This window comes from Micromonospora sp. BQ32, from assembly GCF_059358895.1.
Genome location: NZ_JCADBI010000012.1, coordinates 22,781 through 46,585, shown reverse-complemented (window position 1 = coordinate 46,585; position 23,805 = coordinate 22,781). Strand labels below are relative to the sequence as shown.

Annotated in this window: 16 protein-coding genes; 9 read left to right on the top strand and 7 right to left on the bottom strand. The window is 69.9% G+C overall.

The features are described 5' to 3' along the window. Positions 1 to 51 precede the first annotated feature (51 nt). The 3 genes from AC5L30_RS21875 to AC5L30_RS21865 form a co-directional block, all read right to left on the bottom strand. Positions 52 to 2,124: a S8 family serine peptidase gene (locus AC5L30_RS21875; protein ID WP_494869485.1), complete on the bottom strand. Its 2,073-nt coding sequence runs from the start codon at positions 2,122 to 2,124 to the stop codon at positions 52 to 54. A gap of 311 nt (positions 2,125 to 2,435) precedes the next feature. Then, entirely contained in the window at positions 2,436 to 4,748 is a 2,313-nt protein-coding gene (locus AC5L30_RS21870; protein ID WP_494869483.1) for a DUF8189 domain-containing protein, read from the bottom strand. A gap of 604 nt (positions 4,749 to 5,352) precedes the next feature. Then, positions 5,353 to 6,813: a CCA tRNA nucleotidyltransferase gene (locus AC5L30_RS21865; RefSeq protein ID WP_494869482.1), complete on the bottom strand. Its 1,461-nt coding sequence runs from the start codon at positions 6,811 to 6,813 to the stop codon at positions 5,353 to 5,355. 126 nt (positions 6,814 to 6,939) lie between these two features. Between AC5L30_RS21865 and murJ the strand changes: the two genes are divergently transcribed. From murJ to AC5L30_RS21830, 7 genes are all read left to right on the top strand, one after another. After that, the gene (gene murJ / locus AC5L30_RS21860) at positions 6,940 to 8,691 is read left to right on the top strand and encodes a murein biosynthesis integral membrane protein MurJ (RefSeq protein ID WP_494869481.1); all 1,752 of its coding nucleotides are present in this window, start codon (positions 6,940 to 6,942) and stop codon (positions 8,689 to 8,691) included. Positions 8,692 to 9,136: 445 nt separating this feature from the next. Then, positions 9,137 to 10,744 carry a protein kinase family protein gene (locus tag AC5L30_RS21855; RefSeq protein ID WP_494869479.1) on the top strand — a complete coding sequence of 536 codons (1,608 nt, stop codon included), beginning with the start codon at positions 9,137 to 9,139 and terminating at the stop codon, positions 10,742 to 10,744. 43 nt (positions 10,745 to 10,787) lie between these two features. After that, the gene (sigM, locus tag AC5L30_RS21850; RefSeq protein ID WP_494869478.1) at positions 10,788 to 11,504 is read left to right on the top strand and encodes an RNA polymerase sigma factor SigM; all 717 of its coding nucleotides are present in this window, start codon (positions 10,788 to 10,790) and stop codon (positions 11,502 to 11,504) included. Beyond that, on the top strand, positions 11,501 to 12,505 hold the full coding sequence (locus tag AC5L30_RS21845; RefSeq protein WP_494869477.1) for an RsmA family anti-sigma factor: 1,005 nt from the start codon (positions 11,501 to 11,503) through the stop codon (positions 12,503 to 12,505). Before sigM ends, AC5L30_RS21845 begins: the two co-directional genes overlap by 4 nt. Before the next feature lie 184 nt (positions 12,506 to 12,689). After that, positions 12,690 to 13,640, top strand: coding sequence for a thioredoxin-disulfide reductase (gene trxB / locus AC5L30_RS21840; RefSeq protein ID WP_452304120.1), 951 nt, complete (start codon positions 12,690 to 12,692; stop codon positions 13,638 to 13,640). A gap of 31 nt (positions 13,641 to 13,671) precedes the next feature. After that, positions 13,672 to 13,995 (top strand): thioredoxin, encoded by a 324-nt coding sequence (gene trxA, locus AC5L30_RS21835; protein ID WP_030331849.1) that lies wholly within the window; start codon positions 13,672 to 13,674, stop codon positions 13,993 to 13,995. 160 nt (positions 13,996 to 14,155) lie between these two features. After that, positions 14,156 to 15,319: an N-acetylmuramoyl-L-alanine amidase gene (locus AC5L30_RS21830; protein ID WP_494869475.1), complete on the top strand. Its 1,164-nt coding sequence runs from the start codon at positions 14,156 to 14,158 to the stop codon at positions 15,317 to 15,319. 14 nt (positions 15,320 to 15,333) lie between these two features. Here the strand turns inward: AC5L30_RS21830 and AC5L30_RS21825 are convergent, their stop codons facing one another. After that, positions 15,334 to 15,999, bottom strand: coding sequence for a GNAT family N-acetyltransferase (locus AC5L30_RS21825; protein ID WP_110564833.1), 666 nt, complete (start codon positions 15,997 to 15,999; stop codon positions 15,334 to 15,336). A gap of 295 nt (positions 16,000 to 16,294) precedes the next feature. Here AC5L30_RS21825 and AC5L30_RS21820 point away from each other — a divergent pair, with 295 nt between their 5' ends. Then, complete coding sequence (locus AC5L30_RS21820) at positions 16,295 to 17,608, top strand: aminotransferase-like domain-containing protein (RefSeq protein WP_494869473.1); 1,314 nt, start codon at positions 16,295 to 16,297, stop codon at positions 17,606 to 17,608. Positions 17,609 to 17,615: 7 nt separating this feature from the next. Then, positions 17,616 to 18,617 carry a D-alanine--D-alanine ligase family protein gene (locus AC5L30_RS21815; protein WP_494869471.1) on the top strand — a complete coding sequence of 334 codons (1,002 nt, stop codon included), beginning with the start codon at positions 17,616 to 17,618 and terminating at the stop codon, positions 18,615 to 18,617. A 92-nt stretch (positions 18,618 to 18,709) separates the two neighbouring features. Here AC5L30_RS21815 and AC5L30_RS21810 read toward each other — a convergent pair whose 3' ends face one another. The 3 genes from AC5L30_RS21810 to AC5L30_RS21800 form a co-directional block, all read right to left on the bottom strand. Further along, the gene (locus tag AC5L30_RS21810; RefSeq protein WP_494869677.1) at positions 18,710 to 19,723 is read right to left on the bottom strand and encodes a hypothetical protein; all 1,014 of its coding nucleotides are present in this window, start codon (positions 19,721 to 19,723) and stop codon (positions 18,710 to 18,712) included. 1,571 nt (positions 19,724 to 21,294) lie between these two features. Continuing rightward, positions 21,295 to 22,314, bottom strand: coding sequence for a ParB/RepB/Spo0J family partition protein (locus tag AC5L30_RS21805; protein WP_494869470.1), 1,020 nt, complete (start codon positions 22,312 to 22,314; stop codon positions 21,295 to 21,297). A 27-nt stretch (positions 22,315 to 22,341) separates the two neighbouring features. After that, on the bottom strand, positions 22,342 to 23,415 hold the full coding sequence (locus AC5L30_RS21800) for a ParA family protein (RefSeq protein ID WP_494869675.1): 1,074 nt from the start codon (positions 23,413 to 23,415) through the stop codon (positions 22,342 to 22,344). Positions 23,416 to 23,805 lie beyond the last annotated feature (390 nt).

Here is a 23,805-nt window from a genome sequence, read left to right as displayed (position 1 = left end):
GCCTCCCGAGGGAGGGGTGCCGGCGGGCGCCGGTGGTAATCAGTGACTGGTTCAGGCGAGGTTGAGGACGTAGCGCTCGCCCGCCGAGAGGCCGAAGTCCGGAGCCCAGAAGTCGAAGTCCTTGTTCGGGATCAGCTGGCTGGTGCCGGCGCTGCCGGCACTGACCGCCTGCCCGTCGACGATCGCGTTGATCCAGCCCGACCCGTCCGTGGCCCCAACACCGCGGTGCCAGAAGGTGAATGCCTCCCAGGCATCGATTCCGGCGGCCGAGGCAACCAGCGGCTTCGATCCAGCACCGGTCGCCGAGACCCACTTGCCGTTGGCCAACGAACGCAGGCCGAAGTAGCCGTAGTAGTCCAGATCGAACAGCTCGAACTTCTCCCAGGTGCTCACCGACGCGGCCAACGGGATCAGCGGCTTGCTCCCGGCACCGTCCGCGGAGACGTACTTGCCGCTGGCGGACGATTTGAAGCTGACGATCAGGTTCGTCTCGAGGTCGAACTTCTCCCAGGTGCTGGCGGTCGCCGCGCTGGCAATCAGCGGGCCACCGTTGTTGGGAGCACTGACGTACTTGTTGTTGACCGTGGCCTTCAGGCTCACCGTGCCGTCGATGTTGTGAACCAGCTGGAACCTCTCCCAGGTGCTCACCGACGCGGCTGCGGCGATCAGTGGCTTGCTGCCGGCACCGTTGGCGCTGACGTACTTACCGTTGACGTTCGCCCGCAGCGCGACCAAGCCGCTGCCAGCGTCGACGATGTCGAGCTTCTCCCAGCCGCCCAGCACTGGGCCGACGGCGGCCAGAGGCTTGCTGCCCGCACCGTCAGCCGAGACGAAATAGCCGTTGGAACGCGCCAGCAGGCCGTGCGAGGTACGCGCGGGAGAGAGGGCCGACGCGACGTTGAGCAGACGGTCCACCCCGCCCTGCGGGTTCAGCACAGCGCCAGCGAGCCCCCGGGTCACGATCGTGTTGCGCACCTGCGACGGGGACCACGTCGGGTTCGACTGAAGCAGCAGCGCAGCGGCTCCGGCCACGTGCGGTGCCGCCATCGAGGTCCCGCTGAAGGCCACCGACCCGTCGGTGGTCCCGCTTGCCGCCGAGACGATGTCCACGCCCGGAGCCCAGACGTCGACACACGGACCGTAGTTCGAATCGAAGTATTCGGTCGAGGCCCGACGGTCGATCCTGTCGGTAGCTCCGACGGTGATCGCCGCCGACACCCTGGCCGGGGTGTACGAGCAGGCATCGTCCGCTTCGTTGCCGGCGGCCACCGCGTAGGTGAGACCGGTGGCGATGGAGTTGCTGACCGCGTTGGAGATCGCGGGGTAGTCCGGGTCGTGCGGCCCGCCGAGGCTCATGTTGACCACGGCAGGCTTCTGCGCATTGGCGGTCACCCAGTCGATCCCGGCCAGGACCTGCTCGGTGGTGCCAAAACCCTCGCAGTCGAGCACCCGGACGGCGACCAGGCTGGCGTTCTTGGCCACGCCGTACTTCGTGCCTCCGACGGTGCCCGCCACGTGCGTGCCGTGACCGTTGCAGTCCTGCGCCACATTGTCCTGGTCGACCGCGTCGTAGCCGTACGAGGCACGGCCACCGAAGTCGCTGTGGCTGATGTCGATGCCGGTGTCAACGATGTACGCCTTCACCCCGGCACCGGTGTTGGGGTAGGTGTAGCTGCCACTCAGCTTGGGCGAAACCTGATCGATCCGGTCCAAGCCCCAGGAGGGCGGCGCGCTCTGCGTTCCGCTCTTGTGGAAACGGACCACCGGCTCCACGGATGCGACATCCGGGTCGGCGGCCAGCCTGCCGGCCTGCTTCGCGGTCATCGCGGCGGAGTAGCCGTTGACGGCGTTGCTGTACAACCGGCGAACGCTGCCGCCGTTCTCCTTGGCCAGAGCCGAAGCGGCGGCCTTGATTTTGGCGGGGGTGGTCTTCTTGTCCTTGAGGACCACGATGTAGCGATCCGGTACGACCTCGGCTGGCTTGGCTGCGGCCAACCGGGCGTCCGGCTTGGTCAACTTGGTTGCGGGCTTCGGCGCCATCGGAGCGGACGGTTCGGCCATGGCGGCCCCACCGGTCGCGGCGCTGACGATGATGGTTGCGGAGGCGAGAGCAAGGCTCGCCACCGCCGAGCGGCGTATCACGCCACGGCGTTTCACTAGGTGATCTCCCCGTTTGGTCGTCGCCCGTCCAATCCGGACGGCCGGACGGGCGGTGGGGTCGGCGGCGGTGTCAGTGCACCGGTAGCCGACGGACGCCCAGCCATCATGGATGACGATCAAAGGGCTACACCTCAGCCATTCGGTCGATCCGCTCGCGTTTCGTCGTCGACCAGACAGCTGTGGTCTGCGTCATCCTTCATCGCCGTCGGCCACGTCCTGCACTGACGGCTCCTGCCACCTCACGGTGGCGGGAGCCGTCAGTCAGGCTGACCGGGTCAGGAGACAGGCGTCGGTAGGGCGTGGCCGGAGAATTCTCGAGTCGACGCGATGGACGCACCGCCTGAAGGAATCTGACGGTCGTACACGCGAATCCCGTTGTTGAGGTTTCGGTAAACGATCATCCAGCCGTTGCCATTACTGCTGCTGATCGGTGCGACCGAAGGGTCGGTGGCGGCCGGGTCGCTCAGGTCCGGACTGACGCGGGCCCATTCCCCCCAGGTGCCCGAGCCGAGAGTGGTCTCGAAGACCCGGTAGATCTCGTTGTCGACACCCCGGACCACCACCGCCGTCCGGCCGAGTGCCGGGTCGATGATGACGGCCGGTGAACCTGCGGCGGCCTGGGTGCCCACGCTGATCCAGGTCGACGACCATGCGCCTCCCAGGTCCTGCTGCTTGGTGACGACAGAGCCGTCGGCGGCCCTGGCGAAGATCGCCGTACGGGGACCGGGGTAGACGACCGCGGCGGGGCTTCCTGTGAGCACGCCACCTAGGTCGCGCCAGGCCGCCAAGGAGCCGTCGTTGGCGTAGATCGCAGTTTTGATCGAACCTGCCGCGGTCGTGCCGATGATCTGCACACCGGTGCCAATGTTCGCCGCAGTGACCGAGCCGACCAGGCCAGCGCTACCCAGAACCGACCACTGCGGATTAGCGCCTGACTGTCGGTAGTGCCAAAGCCGACCATCGATGTCAATGCCGAAGACCACGCTGGTGCCGTCGCTGAGCGTCACCGCAGTCGGTGAACCGGCCATTGACCCGCCAATGGTGGAGATGGGGCCCCAGGTCGCCGCGCCCTCGGCCGTCTGACCACCGGCCCAGATGGTGCCGTTGGTGTGCCGAGCGGTCACCTGGACCGGCTTGCCGCCGGGCTGGTTCAGTGCCGGCTGCCCGGTGAGCGCCTCCAGTCCAGACGCTGCGTTCCACTGGATGGTGCTGAAGTCGTCCGGGCTGGTCTGGTGTCCGATCCGCAATTGTCCCGAGTTATCCACGTACGCGTACTCGATGGCTCCGACGGCGGTGCCGGAAGGCCGGGCTTGAAGCACCGAGGTCCGGGCGTACGCGGCGATCGGCAGCGGCGGAACAGCCTCTGCGAACCAGCCCTGAAGATCGATCACCACGTGGACCGTTCCACTGGAATTGTTCCAGATACGCACCTTTCCCTCTGCGTCCACTTTGGATACCAGGAGGCTGGATCGCGCTAGATGACCAGCTGTGAAGTTAAGCGTCGACCCCGGGATCGGGGGATCGGTACCGGCTGGCGGCTGTCCGATCCTGAAGGCGCCGTTCGCAACAGGGTTCACCGCCGTGACGTTGAGAACGACGCCGGCGATTCCCCTGGTGGGCAGCCCATTGCTGCCACCCACCGCAACGTCGATGTAGTTACCAGCAGCGACCGGAACAGCACCGTTGACCGTGCGGGTGTCGAGGAGCCGGCTGGCAAGGATCGGACGCAAACCGGCGCCGGTGGTCGGTTGATCGGTGAAGTAACCCTGTACCGAGATGACGACGTCGACTGCCGATCCGTTGTTGGTCAGTTGCACCGTTGAGCTGCCGTTGAGCTTGACGCTCAATCCCATCGACGTGCTGCCTGGCAGATAGTCGATACCGGTTGCAGAAAGGGCATCGGACCCTACGGTCAGCCAGCCACGGTCCGTCGCCCCGATCACTGACACGTCCAGCATGACTGCTTTGGCTGTACTCGGCAGCACAATCGGATCTGACCCGACCCTCCTTTGCTGCAGGCTGACGTTGCGCGTCTCGCCGCTCGCCAACTTCTTGGGAAGTCCCCACAGTCGGTCCCGAGTGTCCGTCATCACGACGTGGTCCATCGACACGAATCCAGAGCCGATGGTCCCGGTGTTCGTAGTGAAGTAGCCCTGCACGTCCAACTTGAGGTGAACCTTGCCGGCCTGGTTGTGGACGGCGACCTTCCCGTTGGCGCCGAGCTTCACCACGACGGAATTGGAGATGACCTCTCCTGGGGAGGCATGGATCGACGAAGCGGTCGACCTGGTCGTCTGGTCAGGGTAAACGGTCACGACGGTGTTGAGGGTCGGGCTGATAGCCGACACATCGACCAGGAGGGCGCTGACCCCGCTGGCCGGTATCCCAGGTACGCCGAGGGCGACCACCGTCGCCACGGTGTTCGCGTCACGAGGGCCGGTATAGCCGCCGGTGCCATTGCGCGTGTCCAGCAAGACCGTTTTGTTGATCGGTACGTAGTCGCCGCCCTTGCCTGCCGCATCGCCGTAGGCGGCGGGTGCAGGAAGGCCGACCGCGCCAGCGGTGACCAAGAGCAGGACAGCCAGCAATCTTCCGATTGCCAACCGGCCACTGGTTCGAGATTGCAACGATACCGCCCTTTCACAAGTAACACCGAGATCCATCCCGGCGGTCGCTGGGATGGAAATTTGGAAGGCAGTGAATACGCTCGGCAGGACAGGGGCCCATGAGCCAGGCCGGCCATAGGAGAGTCCGCAGCGAACGCCATTTCTGCGGTCCGGCGAGCAGTGCCAGCGTGGAGCGCGCTGCGGACTAGTTGGGTAGAGAGTCGCTCCGAGCCACCGACGGATCAGCGGTCGACGCAGAGAAGACACCGCCGGTCGAAGAAACCGGAGCGCGAGGAACCGAGTCGCCAGGGTCCGACCAGAATCGGCCACCGCCGCCTGACTGTGCCTGCGCCTGCCTGTGCCAGCCCATTGCCAGCGGGTCGATTGTCACCGCGTCACGCCCCCGTGCTGCTCATCATCGATGTGCGGTTGTACCTTCGCAGCGCCGGAACGCAGTGTCAATAAGTGATGGCACAGGGTGAAGGGGGTACCGCAGCAGCCTGGGAGAACTACTTTGGGTAACAGGAGGGCCCGCGCCGACGTGAAGGACAGATGGGACGCGGAGCTGACGTCGGGCAGGCTGGCGTCAGCCGACGATGCCCTCGGCGCGGGCCCAGCGCAGCAGCTCCGCCTCGGCGGCGTCGCGGTCCAGCGGGCCGTGCTCGAGGCGCTGTTCCTTGAGGTGCTTCCAGGCCCGCCCAACCACCGGCCCCGGCGGTACGCCGAGCAGCTCCATGATCGCGTTGCCGTCCAGGTCGGGTCGGACCCTCGCCAGGTCCTCCTCGGCCGCGATCCGGGCGATCCGATCCTCCAGCGCGTCGTAGTCGGCCGCGAGCTGGGCGGCCTTGCGCCGGTTGCGGGTCGTGCAGTCCGAGCGGGTCAGCTTGTGCAGACGGGGCAGCAGGTCACCGGCATCGGCGACGTAACGGCGCACCGCCGAATCGGTCCACTCGCCCCGCCCGTACCCGTAGAAGCGTAGGTGCAGCGCGACCAGTGCGGTCACCTTCGCGGTGACCTCCTTCGGGTACCGCATCGCCTTCATCCGGGCCTTGGTCAGTCGGGCGCCGACCACCTCGTGGTGGTGGAAGCTGACCCGGCCGTCGGACCCGACCGCCTTCGTCGCCGGCTTGCCAGCGTCGTGCATCAGGGCGGCCATCCGCAGGATGAAGTCGCAGCCCTCCTCCTCGTAGGAGACCGCGTTCTCGACGACCGTCAACGTGTGCTCGTAGACGTCCTTGTGCTGGGCGTGTTCGTCGATCTCCAGCTTCAGCCCGGTCAGCTCCGGCAGGAACCGCTCGGCCAGCCCGGTGTCGACCAGCAGCCGCAGCCCGGTGATCGGGTCCGCGCCGCAGAGCAGCTTGGTGAACTCGTCGCGGATCCGCTCGGCGGTGATCCGGTCCAGGTCGGCGGCCATCTCGGTCATCGCCAGGTGCACGTCCGGGTGCACGGCGAAACGCAGCTGGGCGGCGAACCGGGCGGCCCGCAGCATCCGCAGCGGGTCGTCGCCGAACGACTCACCCGGCGTGCTCGGGGTACGGATCACCTTGGCCGAGATGTCGTCCAGCCCGCCGTGCGGATCGGTGAACCGGTGGTCGGGCAGGCTGACCGCCATGGCGTTGATCGTGAAGTCGCGCCGCTTCAGGTCCTCGTCGAGGCTGGTGCCGTACACCACCACCGGGTTGCGGCTGACCTGGTCGTACGACTCCGCGCGGAAGGTGGTGATCTCCAGCCGGAGGCCGTCGCGCTGAGCGCCGATGGTGCCGAACTCGCGTCCGGTCTCCCAGATCGACTCGGCCCAGCCCTTGATGATCCGCAGAGTCTCGTCGGGGTGCGCGTCGGTGCAGAAGTCGAGGTCATCCCCGAGTCGACCGAGCAGGGCATCTCGGACCGAACCGCCCACCAGGTGCAACTCGTGACCGGCGCGGACGAAGCGGCGGCCCAACTCGTCGGCGACCGGGGACACCCGGAGCAGTTCGGCGACGGCGTTGCGCTGCGCGGCGGTGAGTTCGCGGCGGTCGGCGGCGTGAGGAGCGGAGGCTTCGGACATGGGATCGCCAGCTTATCGGGCCGGGGTGTGATCCGATCCGCCGGGCGCGGGTAACGGGTGGGGGTTGACTATGGTCTGTGGCGTGCGGGTCGGTGTCCGACTCGACGTACCCCTGGGAGGCTGGAGATGAGCGGCGGGCTCTACCGCAGCGCCAACGCCGCGAGCGACGGCGGCGCCGGCGCCCGTCCCGGGGACGGCGCCACCTTCATCTCCGCCGAGCCGCTGAACCAGCCGGCCATGGAGTCGACCGCGCCGCCGCAGGAGCAGGTGGCCGAGGCGAGCGCGGCGACGAACAGCGCGGTGATGGCGATCGGCAGCCTGGTCAGCCGGGGTACCGGCTTCCTGCGCAACCTGGTGATCGCGGCGGCGCTCGGCGGCGCGCTGGTGGGTGACGCGTACACCACCGCGCAGATCCTGCCCGGCATGGTCTACGAGTTCCTGCTCGGCGGCGTACTGACCAGCGTGTTGATTCCGGTGCTGGTGCGTCGCCGCAAGGTCGACGCCGACGGCGGCCAGGCGTACGCCCAGCGGCTGCTGACCCTGGCGGTTCTTGCCCTCGGCGTGGCGGCGCTGCTCGCGGTCGCGGGCGCCTCGACGCTGACCTGGCTCTACGGCAGCGGCGAGTCGACCGACGACTACTCGAAGCTGGTCACCGGGCTGGCCCGCCTGATGCTGCCGATGATCTTCTTCTCGGGGCTCAGCGCACTGATCAGTGCGGTGCTCAACACCCGGGGGCACTTCGCCGCCCCGATGTGGGCGCCGATTCTGAACAACCTCGTGGTGATCGGCACCGCCGGCCTCTACATCGCCATATTCGGCGCGGAGATCATCCAGCCAGGTGAGATGACCACCGGGCGGATCCTGCTGATCGGCGGTGGCACCCTGCTCGGCGTCGCCATCCAGGCGATGGGCCTGCTGCCGGCGTTGCGCAAGGTCGGCTTCCGCTGGAAGCTGCGCTTCGACTTCCGCGCGCTCGGGCTGCGCGAGTTGGGCCGCCTCGGGGCCTGGATGATCTGCTACGTCGCGGTGAGCCAGATCGGCCTGATCGTGCTGTTCAATCTGCTCAACCGGGCCGGCAAGGAGAACGCCGCCGGTCCGCTCATCTACAACAACGTCTTCCTGCTGCTGATGACCGCGCACGGCATCATCGCCGTCTCGATCATCACCGCGCTCATGCCGCGGATGAGCGCGGCCGCCGCCGACGGCCGGTACGCCGACCTCGCCGCGGACCTCTCCAGGGGTACCCGCACGGTCACTGCGGTGCTCGCCCCGATCGCGGTCTGCTACGCCGTCCTCGCCACGCCGATCGCTTTCACCCTCTTCCGCTTCGGCGCCTTCAACGAGGAGAACGCCACCGCCACCTCGGTGGTGCTGCTCGCCGCAGCGCTGGCGCTGGTTCCGTTCGCGGTGAGCCAGCTCTTCACCTTCGCCTTCTACGCGCTACCGGACACCCGCACTCCAGCGCTGATCAACATTCCCGTGGTGGCCCTGCGGATCGGTGTGCAGATCGTGCTCTTCGCTGCCTTCTCGGCGAGCTTTGCCGGGGCCGGGATGATGATCGGCAACGCGGTCTCCTATCTGGCTGCCGCCATCGGCTCCGCCTGGCTACTTCGGCCGCGCGTCGGTCGAATCGGCCTCGGCGAGATCATGCGGACCGGCGGCAGGGTGGCGGTCGCGGCGCTCGGTTCGGCAGTGGTCGGCCTGCTGGTGGTGAATCTGCTGCCCGGTGACGACACCCCGAGCCGCCTGGAGGCGATCGTCCAGTTGGTGATCGGTGGTGCGGTGATCGGCGGGACCTATCTGGGTCTGGCCATGCTGCTGCGGATCGGGGAGATCACCGAGGTGGTCGGAATGGTTCGCCGCCGCCTCGGTCGCTGACCGTCGGCACCTGATTACAACAAGTTGACACTCATACGGACCGTGACTACGGATCACCAGGCTGGGGATGCTCCTGTGGATAACTCCGCGATTCGCCGGTCAACCACCGCTTCAGCCTGTGGATAACCAACCGTACGGCTGAGGATGGCAACCCGATCGGTGGGAACGTACGAGGCAGCGCGAGTGCCACGCCAGCCCAGCCCCGGCGTCGGTCACTTGCGGTGAAGCCGTAGATTAGCTAGTACATGTGCCAGCAACGTGGCTGACAACGGTCGTAACCGGACGACCTCTGCGACTGCCGGAACCCCGCCAGGTACGGCGGGAAGATGACATGTCGGAGAGACGGGCAACCCGGGTAAGGTCGCTCTCGACGGGTACGGCAGGGGCCGACGCTGCGCGTCGACACCGGTCGGCCGGTTCCTTCAACGGCAGAGCGGGAAGCCACATGCCCAGCAGTTCGGGTTCATCGATCGACACGATCACCGAGGGAGGACGGGTGACCCAGGTCGGCGAGGGTCAGGAGGCGGACGAAAGCGCTCCTCCGGTCATGACCTTCGGTGCTCCCACGGCCGGTGAAGTCCTCGCCGAGCGGTACGAACTGGTTGAGCACATCAACAACGACAGTGCGGGTCGGCTGGTCTGGCGCGGGGTCGACGTCATCCTGCGCCGTCCCGTTGCCGTGGTGCTGCGTTACCCGGGTGGCGACTCCGCCACCGAGATGCTTCAGGCCGCCGTCGCGGCCAGCCGGGTCATCCACCCCAACCTGGTCGGCGTCTACGACGCGATCGACGAGGCCGACCGGGCGTACGTGGTGCGCGAGTGGGTCGACGGGCAGTCCCTGCGGGATCTGGCAGCCGACGGCCCTCTGGACCCGGCTCGGGCCACCGCCATCGGCAACGCCGTGGCGAGCGCGCTCGCCGCGGTCCACGCCACCGGCATGGTGCACGGCAACGTCCACCCCGGCACCGTCATGATCAGTGACGAGGGCCGGGTGGTCCTGGCCGACGCCCGCACCGACGGCGCCGACAGCCAGGAGAACGACATCCGGGCGGTCGGCGGGGTCCTCTACTTCGCGCTGACCGGTTCCTGGCCGCATGCCGAGGCACCGTTGCGCGGCGCCACCGCCGGCCACGGCCGCGCCGCCATCCCGGACGCTGTCCGGGACGCCGGGGGTGCCATCGCGGCACCGCGCCAGGTTCGGGCGGGCGTTCCCGCGTACCTGGACGATCTGACCATGGATCTGCTCGACGCCGAGATCGCGCCGCCCTCCTCCGACGTGCTCGCCGCCGAGTTGGCGCGGCTGGACGTGCCGGCCGAGGAGGAGCACTACCTCGACAACAGCGGGCCACTGCGGTTCGCCGCCGACACCGAGGAAGAGCCATCACCGCTGGCCGCGGCCGGGGGTCGCAAGGTCGCCGTCGGCATCGCTGGCCTGCTGGCCGTCGCCCTGGTCGGTCTGCTGATCGGGATCATCGCGCTGGGCGGCGACGACGAGGACCCGAAGTCCAACCCGGTCGCCGCGCCGACCTCCAGTGCACCGGCCGGCGACGCCACCCCGGCAGCCGCGACCGCCCGCAAGCTGACCGTGAAGAACGTCCGGATCATCGACCCGGACAGCAAGAACCGCAGTGAGGTCGACGGCGCCGAGAAGGTCATCGACGGTGACGAGGACAACGGCTGGGAGACCGAGACCTACCGGGACCGGCCCAACTTCGGCAACCTGAAGAAGGGCATGGGCGTCTGGATCGACCTCGGCGAGCCGCACACCGTCAAGTCGGTGCAGGCGGTTCTCTCGGCCACCAACGCGTCCGCCCAGCTGCTCGCCGGCACGACCAACCCACCGTCCAGCTCCAACGGTGACAAGCAGTTGGTCGCGAGTTACAAGACCGCCATCGGTCAGCCGTTCGAGGACCACGACGGCACCACCATGACGTTCAACGGCTTCGACGCCGACCAGAAATACCAGTACCTGCTGTTCTGGATCACCGAGTTGGCTCCGGCCGAGGGTGGGTTCAAGCTGGGGGTGCAGGAAATTACGGTCCAGGGGTCGTGAGCCGGGCGCCACGATCCGGGCACCGCACGCACTGGACGCGGTGATGGACGGGCGTGCCGCCGCAGGCGACCTGGAGCTGCTGCGCGCACACGTCGCCGGGGACCGCGACGCCTTTGCCGAACTGTTCCACCGGCACCGCGACCGGTTGTGGGCGGTGGCCCTGCGGACGCTCGGCGACCGCGAGGAGGCAGCCGACGCGCTCCAGGACGCCCTGCTGTCTGCCCATCGGGCGGCGGCCCGGTTCCGCGGTGACTCCGCCGTCACCACCTGGCTGCACCGGATCGTGGTCAACGCCTGCCTGGACCGGATCCGACGCCGGCAGGCGCACCCCACCGTGCCGCTGCCGGACGGCAACCGGGCCGAGGACGGCTCGGGCACCGGCGGGCTGGAGCCGGCGGCACCGGCAACGGACCACGACACCGTGCTGGTGGTCCGCGAGGCGCTCGCCGCGTTGCCCCTTGAGCAGCGCGCCGCGCTGGTGCTGGTCGACGTGCAGGGCTACCCGGTCGCCGAGGTCGCCCGCATCCTCGGCGTCGCCGAGGGGACGGTGAAGAGCCGGTGTGCCCGGGGCCGGGCGCGGCTCGCCGTGCTGCTCGGGCATCTCCGCCCCACTCCCGTCGCGACGCCTTCGGCCCGATCGGACCCTGCCGCGCCGATCACGGGCGTGCCCGGCGTCACGCCGGGGAACCCGGGCCCGGTGGAGGGCGTCGGATCGGGGTTAGGCCGGTACCGGCGGGACGCCAACCAGGAGGACACGTGACGACCGAGGGGTTCCGGGAGGTCGACGCCGACCTCCTCGCTGACTACCTCGGCGGGGCGTTGGACGGCACCCCGCAGCAGGACGAGGTCGCCCACCTGGTCGCCGCGGACCCGTCCTGGGCCGAGGCGTACGCGCTGCTGGCCCCCGCCGTGACCGAGGTCCGGTCGGATCTGACCCGCTGGGCGGAGCCGTCCCCGGAGATGCCGTCGGCGATCACCGACCGCCTGCTGGCCGCGCTGGCCTCCGCGAAGCCGCCGAACGGCAGCTCGACCGAGGGGGCACCCGCCAACGCGGGTCCGGACGGCGACGCGGCGACGCCGCTGGTGCCCGCGCAGGCCGGTCGGCGGCCGGACGTCCGCACACCCGTCGGGCCGGGGCGCTGGGCGTCCACCGGGCCGGGCCGCCGCCGGCGCGGCTGGGCCCGCCGTGGCGCACCCGTGGCCGCCGCCGCGATCGCCGTGATCGCCGTCGCGCTGGGCCTCAACCAGCTGTCGATGCGCGCGGCGGACGACGCCGACGGCGTCAACGCCATGAATCAGCCGGCCAGCGCGCCCGAGGGCGTCGCGGGGGCCGGGACGGTCCGCACCACCGGGCCGGCGCTGCGCAGCGGTACGAACTACACCCCGCAGACCCTCGGCGACGGGTACGGCACGGACGCGCCGAGCACATCTGCCGACAGCCGGGCGAGCGGCAACACCCCGGGCGAGCAGCCGAAGGTTGATGCCGAGGGCGAACGCCGTCCCTCTCCCGACGGGTCGGACCAGCTGGCCCGGTTGACCGACGAGGTCGCGCTGACGACCTGTCTGGCCAGCGTCGCGGCGGAGCACGGATCGGCCCCACTGGTGGTCGAGGTGGTCGACTACGCGCGGTTCCAGAGTGAGCAGGCGCTGGTCATCCGCTTTACCGATGCGACCGGAGCCCGGTGGGCCTGGGTGAGCGGCCCGGAGTGCGGAGTGCCCGGGTCCGGCTCGGACAGCCGGTATTCGGCGCGGGTAGGGTGAATCCACGGTCAATGGCACGATGACCGCCCACGTGACCTGACCCACCGGATGCCCGGCTCGGGAATCCCCGGTTCGTACGATGACGTTCTGGAAGTCAGCTGCCGGCCCCCACCCAGGCGTCGGCAACTCGGATCAGCATCGGTGCTCGCGCCGACGCCGAACACACACAACTCGGGAGACGGCAGTGGACGAGGTCCGCAACCTGATCATCATCGGCTCCGGGCCGGCCGGTTACACGGCGGCCGTCTACGCCGCACGCGCCAACCTGAAGCCACTGATCATCGAGGGCGTGCAGTCCGGTGGCGCGCTGATGACCACGACCGAGGTGGAAAACTTCCCCGGCTTCGCTGACGGCATCCTCGGCCCCGAGCTGATGGACAACATGCGCAAGCAGGCCGAGCGGTTCGGCGCCGAGTTCCTCACCGACGACGTGACCCGCGTCGAGCTGGTGGACACCGGCGACGCCGGCTCTGGCGCGGTGAGCACCGTCTGGGTTGGCGAGACCGCCTACCGGGCGCGCTCCATCATCCTCTCCACCGGTTCGGCCTGGCGTCCGCTGGGCGTGCCCGGCGAGCAGGAGTACCTGGGCCACGGCGTCTCCGCCTGTGCCACCTGCGACGGCTTCTTCTTCCGCAACCAGCAGATCGTGGTCGTCGGCGGTGGCGACTCGGCTATGGAGGAGGCCACCTTCCTCACCCGATTCGCGGAGTCGGTGACCATCATCCACCGCCGCGACTCGTTCCGGGCCAGCAAGATCATGGCCGACCGGGCGCTGAGCAACGAGAAGATCAAGGTCGAGTGGAACAGCACCGTCGAGGAGATCCTCGGCGACGACGGCAAGGTCACCGGGGTACGCGTCCGCAACGTGCACACCGGTGAGACCAAGGTGATGGACGTGACCGGCGTCTTCGTCGCCATCGGTCACGACCCTCGCAGCGAGCTGTTCCAGGGCCAGGTCGAGCTGGACGACGAGGGCTACGTGAAGGTCCACGCCCCGAGCACGCGTACCAACGTGCCCGGTGTCTTCGCCGCCGGCGACGTGGTCGACCACACCTACCGCCAGGCGATCACCGCGGCCGGCACCGGTTGTGCCGCCGCGCTCGACGCCGAGCGGTTCATCGCGACGCTCAGCTGAAACAAGGAACACATCCCGGAGGAGGGGCATAGTGGGAACAACCAAGGCGGTCACCGACAAGAGCTTCGTCGCTGACGTGCTGCAGGCCGACAAGCCGGTGCTGGTGGACTTCTGGGCGGAGTGGTGCGGGCCGTGCCGCAAGGTGTCGCCGCTGCTCGAGGAGATCGCCCGGGAGATGGGTGACCAGGTCACCATCGTCAAGCTCAACATCGACGAGAACCCGGAGACCGCTCGGGCCTACCGGGTGATGTCGGTGCCGACGCTCACCGTCTTCAAGAACGGCCAGCCGGTGCAGTCGATCGCCGGTGCCAAGCCGAAGGGCGAGCTGGTCCGGCTCATCGAATCGGCCCTCTGACCAGCAGAAACATCAACCGAACCCCGTACCCGCTCGCCGGGTGCGGGGTTCGGCGTCTTCGTCGGCGTATTTCTCCGCCCCAGCCACCTCGCCGCCCCGGAGCGCATAGCCTCAAGCCTGGGCCGCCCGGCCAGCCAGTGTCGTGCAGAGGGGGTCGTGCGTGCGTCCGATCCGACCCGGTGACCGGGGACCCGCGGTCACGGAGATCCGTACCATCCTGACCGGCCTTGAGCTGCTCGCCGCCGCCGGCCCGCACACCGACGAGTTCGACCTCGACACCGAGCGGGCGGTCCGCGCGTTCCAGCAGTCGCGCGGGCTCAGCGTGGACGGCCGGGTCGGAGCGGAAACCTGGCGCGCCCTGGACGCCGCCCGCTGGCGGCTCGGCGCCCGCACCCTCTACCACGCGGTTCCCGAGCCGCTGACCGGCGAGGACGTCCGGTCGCTACAGGAGCGACTGCTGGAGATGGGGTACGACGTGGGCCGGGCGGACGCCATCTACGGTGTCCGGACGTCCCGGGCGGTGGCCCAGTTCCAGCGTGAGGTCGGGCTCACCCCGGACGGCTCCTGCGGCCCACACACCATGAACGCGCTCCGCCGGATCGGCCGCAAGGTGGTCGGCGGCCGCCCGCAGTGGCTGCGCGAATCCGACGCCATCCGGCAGTCCGGGCCGGCGCTGGTCGGCAAGACGGTCGTCATCGACCCGGGGCACGGGGGCACCGACCCCGGGATGGTGGTGCCCGACGGCTCGCTGCGCTGGACCGAGGCGGACCTGGTGCACGACCTGGCCAGCCGGCTGGAGGGGCGACTCGCCGCCTCCGGGGTGCGGGTGCAGCTCACCCGGGGCCCGTCGCCGGACAGTTGCCTGCCGGACACCGACCGGGCCCTGCTCGCCAACTCGCTCGGCGCCGACGTGTTCATCTCGCTGCACCTGGACGGCCACGCCAACCCGGATGCGGAGGGCGTCGCGACCTATCACTACGGCACCGACAACGGGGTGACGTCGGCGACCGGTGAACGCCTGGCCGGGCTGGTGCAGCGGGAAATCGTCGCCCGCACCGGGCTGCGGGACTGCCGCACCCACGCCAAGACGTGGGAGTTGCTGCGGCTGACGCGGATGCCCGCCGTCCGGGTCGAGGTCGGCTACCTCACCTCGCCGACGGACCGCGCCCGACTTGTCGACCCCCGGTTCCGGGACCGGGTGGTGGAGGCGATCGTGGCCGCCGTGCAGCGGATGTACTACCCGATCGAACGGGACGTCCCGACCGGATCGCTCGACGTCAGCGAACTGCGTGCCGTCGTGGCCGCCGGCACGGTGGTCGACTGATCCGCCGTCGGGCGTCAGCCGTTGGTGGAGCGGGTGGCCGGGGCGGGCCGGACCGGCCGGAGCAGAGTCTCCGGGCTCATCGACCCGAGCAGCTTCTCCAGCGCGTACTCGACGTCGGACTTCCAGCTCAGCGCCGTACGCAGCTCAAGGCGCAACCGAGGGAAGCGCGGATGCGGACGTACGGTCTTGAAGCCCACGGAGAGGAAGAAGTCGACCGGGGCCACGCAACCGCCGGCGGGGTCGTCCGCGTCGCCGAACTTGGCGTCGCCGAACGCCTCGATGGCCTTGATCCCGCGCTTGGTCAGATCCCGGGCGACACCCTGCACCAACATTCGGCCCAACCCTCCGCCGGCGAACGCGGCGACCACGTTGGCGGTCATCAACAGTGCCGCGTCGGCGGAGACCGGTGAGGTCGGGAACGCCATCGAACGGGGCACGTAGGCGGGCGGGGCGTACATCACGAAGCCGGCCGGCATGCCGTCGACGTACGCGAGTTTTCCGCAGGAGCCCCACTCCAGCAGCGTTTGGGAGACCCACGCCTCCTTCTCCAGGCCCGGGTCGCCGGCGGCGCAGGCCCGGTCCGCGGAGACCGGATCGAGCTCCCAGTAGACGCACTGCCGGCATGGGCGCGGGAGGTCTTCCAACGTGTCGAGGGTCAGGCTGACCAGACGTCGCGACATATGGCGCATCCCCACAATAGGCTCGGTGGTGAGACCGGCATGGAACGACAGCGCCGCCTTCCTGCCCCCGACGAGCGATCGTACGCCGCCGATCGGCGATGCGGGAGGGGACGCGCAGATGCTCACCGCAGCGGGGGACGCCGAGGACGGTCCGCCATGTGGTCGATCTGCCTCGGCACGGAGGCAGCACGACGTTGGCGGACTAGGATCGACAATCGGTGTGTCCGCCGCCATGGTCAGCGGTGTGCGGGGTACCCGGGGCGGTAGCCACCCGAGCAGTGATCGAGGTGAGGTCATGACCGGCACGACACTCGACGACTACACCGACCGGTACGCCCGGCGGGTACGCGGGATGACCGCCTCCGAGATTCGAGCATTGTTCGCGGTGGCCAGTCGCCCGGAGGTCGTCTCGCTTGCCGGCGGCGCACCGTACATCGCCGCCCTTCCGCTGGACGCGGTCGGCGAGATGCTCGGCCGGCTCGGCTCCGAGCACGGCGTGACCACCCTTCAGTACGGCATCGGCCAGGGCACCCTTGAGCTGCGCGAGCGGATCTGCGAGGTGATGTCGCTCTCCGGCATCGACGCCGCGTGCGGGGCCTCCCCGGAGGACGTCGTGGTCACCGTGGGCGGGCAGCAGGCACTGGACCTGGTGGCCCGGCTCTTCCTCGACCCGGGTGACGTGGTGCTCGCCGAGGGGCCGACGTACGTCGGTGCGCTGGGCGTGTTTCAGGCCGCCCAGGCGCAGGTCGTCCACGTACCGATGGATGAGGACGGGCTGATCCCGGAGGCGCTGGAGACGGCCATCGCCGACCTGGCCCGCGCGGGTCAGCGGGTCAAGTTCCTCTACACGATCCCCACCTACCAGAACCCGACCGGCGTGACGCTCAGTGAGGTGCGCCGGGACCGGGTGCTCGACATCTGCGAGCGCGCCGGCCTGCTCGTCGTCGAGGACGACCCGTACGGTCAGCTGGGGTTCGAGGGTGAGGCCCCGGCTCCCCTGCGGGCCCGCCGCCGGGACGGCGTCTTCTACCTCAGCACGTTCTCCAAGACCTTCGCTCCCGGGCTGCGGGTCGGCTGGATCCTGGCGCCGCACGCGGTCCGCGACAAACTGGTCATCGCCAGCGAGGCGCAGATCCTCTGCCCCAGCGGTTACGCCCAGGCCGCGGTGGCCACCTATCTGAGCACGATGCCCTGGCGGCAGCAGCTCAAGGTCTACCGCGAGGTCTACCGGGAACGCCGGGACGCCCTGCTCGACGCGATGGCCGACCTGATGCCCGAGGGCACCAGCTGGACCACACCGGCCGGCGGTCTCTTCGTGTGGGCCACCCTGCCCGACGGGCTCGACTCGAAGGCGATGATGCCGCGAGCGGTCGCCGCCCGGGTCGCCTACGTCCCCGGCACCGGCTTCTACGCCGACGGCACGGGCACCGGCACCATGCGGCTCAACTTCAGCTTCCCTCCGCCGGAGCGGATCCGCGAGGGCGTCCGCCGGCTGGCCGGCGTGATGGAGCAGGAGATCGCCATGCGCCGGGTCTTCGGTGCCGTGGGTGGCGCCGCCGGCCGACGCGGCCGGGCCGGCTCCGACGTGCCCGGGCCCGACTTGGCATGATGCCGGCATGGGTACGACCGCCGAGCACCTCCTCGTGACCGATTCCGCCATCTCGGCCGACCTGCGCGTCGTGGTGCTCGCGGGCGGGCTCTCCTACGAGCGGGACGTGTCGCTGCGCTCCGGCCGTCGGGTGCTCGACGCGCTGCGCGCCGTCGGGGTGGAGGCCGAGCTGCGAGACGCCGATGTGGCCCTGCTACCGGCGCTCGCGGCCGACCCGCCGGACGCGGTGGTGATCGCACTGCACGGCGCGACCGGCGAGGACGGCTCACTGCGCGGGGTGCTGGATCTGTGCGACATCCCGTACGTCGGCTGCGACGCTCGGGCCTCCCGGGTCGCCTGGGACAAGCCCTCGGCCAAGGCGGTGCTCCGCGAGGCCGGCATCCCCACCCCCGACTGGGTGGCGCTCCCGCACGATCGTTTCTCCGAGCTTGGCGCGGTCGCCGTCCTGGACCGGATCGTCGACCGTCTGGGCGTACCCCTGATGGTCAAGCCGGCGCAGGGCGGGTCCGGGCTGGGTGGGGCGGTGGTCCGGGACGCCGCCGCGCTGCCCGCCGCGATGGTCGGCTGCTTCGCGTACGACTCCACGGCGCTGGTGGAGCGGTACGTGCCGGGAATGGACGTGGCGGTCTCCGTCGTCGACCTCGGCGACGGCCCGCAGGCGCTGCCGCCGGTGGAGATCGTGCCGCGCAACGGCGTGTACGACTACGCCGCCCGCTACACCGCGGGGCGGACCACCTGGCACGCCCCGGCCCGGCTGGACCCAGAGGTAGCCGCCACGGTCGCTGACGTGGCCCTCGCCGCGCACACCGCGCTCGGTCTACGGGATCTCTCCCGCGTCGACGTGATCGTGGACGCGGCCGGCCAGCCGCACGTGCTGGAGGTCAACGTCTCGCCAGGCATGACGGAGACGTCACTGCTCCCCCTTGCCGTGCAAGCGGCCGGGCTGGACTTCGGCCGGCTCCTCGGCACCCTGGTCGGTCGGGCAGCGGCCCGCCTCACCACTCACTGAGCTACCCGCCAACCCCGTCGGCCGAGCGGCACCGCCCGCCCCGTCGGCCATGAGGTTGGCCCCGGCAGGCCAACCTCACGGCCGGTTCCAGATCAGTGGCTCGCGCGTACGTCGGGTGTGTCGCTGCCGTTGGTGCGCGCGGCTACGCCCGGAGTGCCGACGCCGCCCTCGGGGGCGGGCTTCCTGACGGTCTCCCCGGAGGCGCCCTCGTTGGCGGGCCCGGAGCCGGCCGGGTGAACGGGACTCGACGGAGTCTCGTCGGCGCCTTCGCTCGTCGGGTTGCCCTGAGGTCCGTCGGGCGTCTCCGCCGGGCCGACGTGGGGTCCGTCGGTGGGCGCCGCCGTCGTGGCTGCGCTGCCGGACGCGGCGGTGGTGGAGTCCCGGACGGCGGATGCCGGAGTGCCGGAGGTCGAGGTGCCGGGTGTGGCGCCGGGAAGGTCGGTGGCGGATGCCGTCCGAGCGGGCTCAGCCGTCGGACCGGTGACCGCGGACGTCCGAGCAGGGTCAGCGGTCCGGTCGACGACGGTGGTCGCCGTCGAGCCGGCGTCGGCGTCCGCGTCCACGACCGGTTCGGTCGGGGGCGCGCTGTCGGCGTCGGTCGAATCGGAGGTGGGGTCGAGCGCTGGTTCCGGGATCTCCGCTGCCGCCTCGATGACCGAGACCGCCTCCATCCCGGCTGCTGCCGCCGAGGCAGCCTCCGCTGCGGCAGCGGCATCCGCGGCGGCGGACTGGGCCAGCAGACTGGACGGCGCCTGCCACTGGATGCGGGGTGGCTCGGCGAGCGGACGGCCACCGAACTCGGCGAGCCAGGCGGCGACGAGCGCCAGATTTTCCCGCCACTGCGCCTCGGAGATCGGCGGCAGGATCGAGTCCCACAGGGACAGGAACGTGCCCCGTAGCTGAAGGCGGCCGTACGGGCGGGCGAGGAACCACATGTGCAGATGAGCCGAGCCGTCGCCCCAGCGATTGACGTGCACCCGCGCGACGCCGTCGAGCGACCGGATGGCCCGCTCCAGACGGACGGTCATCACCCCCAGCTCGGCAGCGAGCAGGTTCGGCAGGTCGCCGAGGTCGAGGTGGGTCCGCGATTCCAGGATGAGCACCATGGGTAGGCCGGTGGGCCGGTCCATGGCGCGGACCCGCCACCGCTCGCCCACCCAGATGTAGGCGTCGTCGGGCGCGTTGCAGGCGGTGCATTCCCGGAGACCCTCGCCCTTCCGGGGCGGTTCGACCGGGACCGGATCATCGAGTTGCTTCACGTGGAGGTCACCCTCGAAGGGAAATGACGGCCACTGGGTGAAGTCCGGGACTGAGGGAGGGGTGTCGTGCACGACGCTGACCCTAACCGAGTCTGGCACCGCTGTCCCTACCTGTTTGAGCCGTCCCGGCCCACCGGATCGGCACCCGCCGTCGACCGGGTCCGGGTGGCCGCACGGGCGCCGAGAGGCGATATCCACAGGCTGCCGAGATCCTGAACACAGGCCGTCATCCACAGGCTGGCACCCGCTCCCACGCGCTGTTTCACGTGAAACGGGGGGTGCCTGTGGACAACCGGTGTGGATAACTTTTCGGCCGGTCGGTCGTTGTCCGCGAACCGCCACTCAGGCGGGTTTGATGGCCCACGGGGGCCGGCAGCGGACGGGTGCGCGCCGGTCGCCTCGCAGGCCGCCGTCGGCGCTCCACCCACCGCCGAACGACGCTCGCTGGCTCACTGCGCACGGTCGGCGTTGACGGCTGGCCCGGTCGCGGACTGCGTGGGGCATCACCCCGGCCCGCACGCCAGAACGTCCTGACGCCCTCGACTCTCGGACGCCCTCGACGCCTAAGGCGGGCAGCTCGAACCGCCGCACCGACATCGCACGCCCGAGACGCGCGGCGACTCCGCTGGACCGTCACTCCGAACGACAGTGGGTCCGCTCGGCGTCAGTGAGCACGGGTCGTCTCGGCGATCCCAGTGAGCACCGAGATGGGCGCAGCGGGTGGCTCTGTTTCACGTGAAACGAGCGGGCCGTCGACGTTCCGGCCGGGTCGGCGCGCCGGACGGGACGCCCTCGTGCCGACGGCCGAGCGAATCTGGCCCGCCGCGACCGACCCGCGCACAGGGCCGTTTCATCGGGCGTTCCGACACGGTCGGTCGCACTGCGGAGCTCGGCTCACCCGAGGATGACCACGGAGACGCGTTAGGCCCCACTCAGCTGCTCGCTGGCGCTTCGAACGGGGCAGGGGGTGGTTGCGGTCGAGTGGACCATTCCGGAGCCTTCTGCGACGCGTGTGGGGATCCACCCGTCGCCTGCCGTCCGTCGTCGCCACCCGCCGCTGTCGCCGCCGTCCGGCGCCGAGCTCGCCATCGGCCCGTCGACCCGCCCACTGCCGTTGCCGCGTCCGCCGCCCGTCGCCGTGTCTTCTGCCGCCGTCATAGCGCCCGCCGCGCGCGCCTGCGGATTCCGACGCCACGTGCGCGGGGTAGCGCGAGCCGTCCACTCACGCGTACTCCCGCGCCCTCATCATCGGTCAGGGTGAGGGCGGGCTAGCTGAGCGAGCCGAGCACGACGACGATCCGTGGGGCATGCCGATCTCCTGAAGCACGGCGGTCGCGTTTCACGTGAAACGCGACGACCCGGGATGCAGAACGGCCGCGCTCCCGGTGGGTAGCGCGGCCGTGGCCGAGGGGGCGGTCTCAGTCCCCGCTCTCCTCCTGCTGCACGCCGATGATCCCGACGATCCGCTCAAGGTCGTCCACCGTCGCGAACTCGATCGTGATCTTGCCCTTGCTCCGGCCGATGTCCACCTTCACCCGGGTGTCAAACCGGTCGGACAGTCGATCGGCGAGATCGGTCAGGGCCGGCGCGTGCGCCTTGGGTCGCCGCTTCGCGGCCTGACCCTTTGCCGGCCCGTCGTTCAGCGCCAGGGCCACGATCTCCTCGGTCGCCCGCACCGACAGTCCTTCGGCCACGATCCGCAGGGCCAACTGCTCCTGCGCCTCCGCCTCATCGAGGCTCAGCAGAGCGCGGGCGTGCCCCGCCGACAGGATGCCGGCGGCAACCCGGCGCTGCACCTGGGCGGGCAGGTTCAGCAGTCGGATCGTGTTGGAGATCTGCGGGCGGCTCCGGCCGATCCGGCGGGCCAGCTCCTCGTGGGTGGCCCCGAACTCCTCCAACAGTTGCTGGTAAGCGGCGGCCTCTTCCAGCGGGTTCAGGTTGGCCCGGTGGATGTTCTCCAGTAGGGCGTCGCGGAGCATGGCGTCGTCACGGGTGTCCCGGACGATCGCCGGGATGCTCTCCCGCCCCACCGCCTGGGCGGCCCGCCAACGCCGCTCGCCCATCACCAGTTCGTACTTCTCGTCGTCGAGCTGCCGAACGACGATGGGCTGAAGGAAGCCGACCTCCTGGATCGAGGTCTTCAGCTCCTCCAGCGCCTCCTCGTCGAAGACCTGGCGGGGCTGCTTCGGGTTCGGCATGATCGCGTCGACCGGGATCTCGGCGAATCGAGCACCGGGCACCGGACTGAGCACGGGCTCCGGCTCGCGCTCGTCAACTGGCGCTCCGGCGGGCACCGCGGCGACGGCGACGGTGCCCGCGTCGTCCACGTGCTCGTGCTCCGGCTCGGCCGTCGCGGTGCCAGCGGCACCCGGCGCCGGTCCGGTCGGGATCAGCGCCCCAAGGCCCCTACCCAGGCCGCCCCGAGGACGGTTCTTCATGCCACGCCTCCCAGCGACTCGTCCGCACTACGCATTCCGGCCCACCGGCTCCTTGACGCCCCGCTCGGCGATCTCCTGGGCGGCCTCGAAGTAACTCGTGGCACCCCGCGAACCGGGATCGTAGGTCATCACCGACTGGCCGTAGCTCGGTGCCTCGGAGACCCGGACGTTGCGGGGGATGACCGCCTGAAGGACCTTGTCGCCGAAGTGGTTCCGCACGTCCTGCTCGACGGCGTCGGCCAACCGGGTGCGACGGTCGTACATGGTCAGCAGGATGGTGGAGACGTCGAGCTTCGGGTTGAGGTGCTGGCGTACCAGGTTGATGTTGTTGATCAGCTGGTTGAGCCCTTCCAGCGCGTAGTACTCGCACTGGATCGGGATCAGCACCTCCTGCGCGGCAACCAGAGCGTTGACCGTGAGCAGACCGAGCGAGGGCGGGCAGTCGATGAAGACGTAGTCGAACTCGCCCGGGTAGGCGGCGATCGCCCGATCCAGGCGCGACTCCCGGGCCACAACCGACACCAACTCGATCTCCGCGCCGGCCAGGTCGATGGTCGCGGGTACGCACCACAGGTTGGGGATGCCCTCGACCGCCTGCGCCACCTCGGCCAGCGGCACGCTGTTGATCAGGCAGTCGTAGACGTCCGGGATTCCGGTGTGGTGTGGGACGTTGAGCCCGGTCGAGGCGTTGCCCTGCGGGTCGAGGTCGACCACGAGCACCCGGTTGCCGTGCAGGGCGAGCGCCACCGCAAGGTTGACGGTGGTGGTGGTCTTACCCACGCCGCCCTTCTGGTTGGCGACGCACATGACCCGGGTCCGGTCCGGCCGAGGCATTGTCACCTCGCCACTGGGATTCAGGATCTGCACGGCGCGCATCGCCTCCATAGCCAACGGTGGGTCATCCTCTTCGCGCGTCGGGGTTTCACGTGAAACGTACGTGGGGTCGGTCGCCACAGCAGCCAACGACTCGGTCGAAGCGACCGGCGCGTCGGCGACCGCCGGGGCGGCGTCCCGGGCGGCGGACGCAGTGGGTTGGTGCGGGACGGCTGGCTCGAAGCGAACCGCTGCGGCGGTGTTCCGCCGGCCCGAGGTCGACCGCACCTCGGCCGCGTTGACCGGTCGACTCAACGCCTCCGGCGTCCGACGAACACTCGCCGGCTCAGCAACAGCCGAGCCCTCTGACCGGCCAGAACCCGACGGCGGGTCGAGCGCTGCCGGCGGATCGTTGTCTGTGGGTCCGGTCGAGGGCCCGGTCGCGCCCGGCGACCAGCTCGGGTAGTCGGTTTCACGTGAAACGGGATCGCTGGTCGACCCGGTCACGCGTGGATCGTCGTACCTGCCGTCGTCATGCACCTGTCATCCCTGCCCGCTTCGGATGGTCGGTCCGCGCCCCGGTCAACTTGGCCGCATCCACGCCCGCAACCCGGAGCGTACGGCCCACGAGAGCGGTCGGAGACCCGCGACGTCCGTCACCCGCTCCACACTATCGAC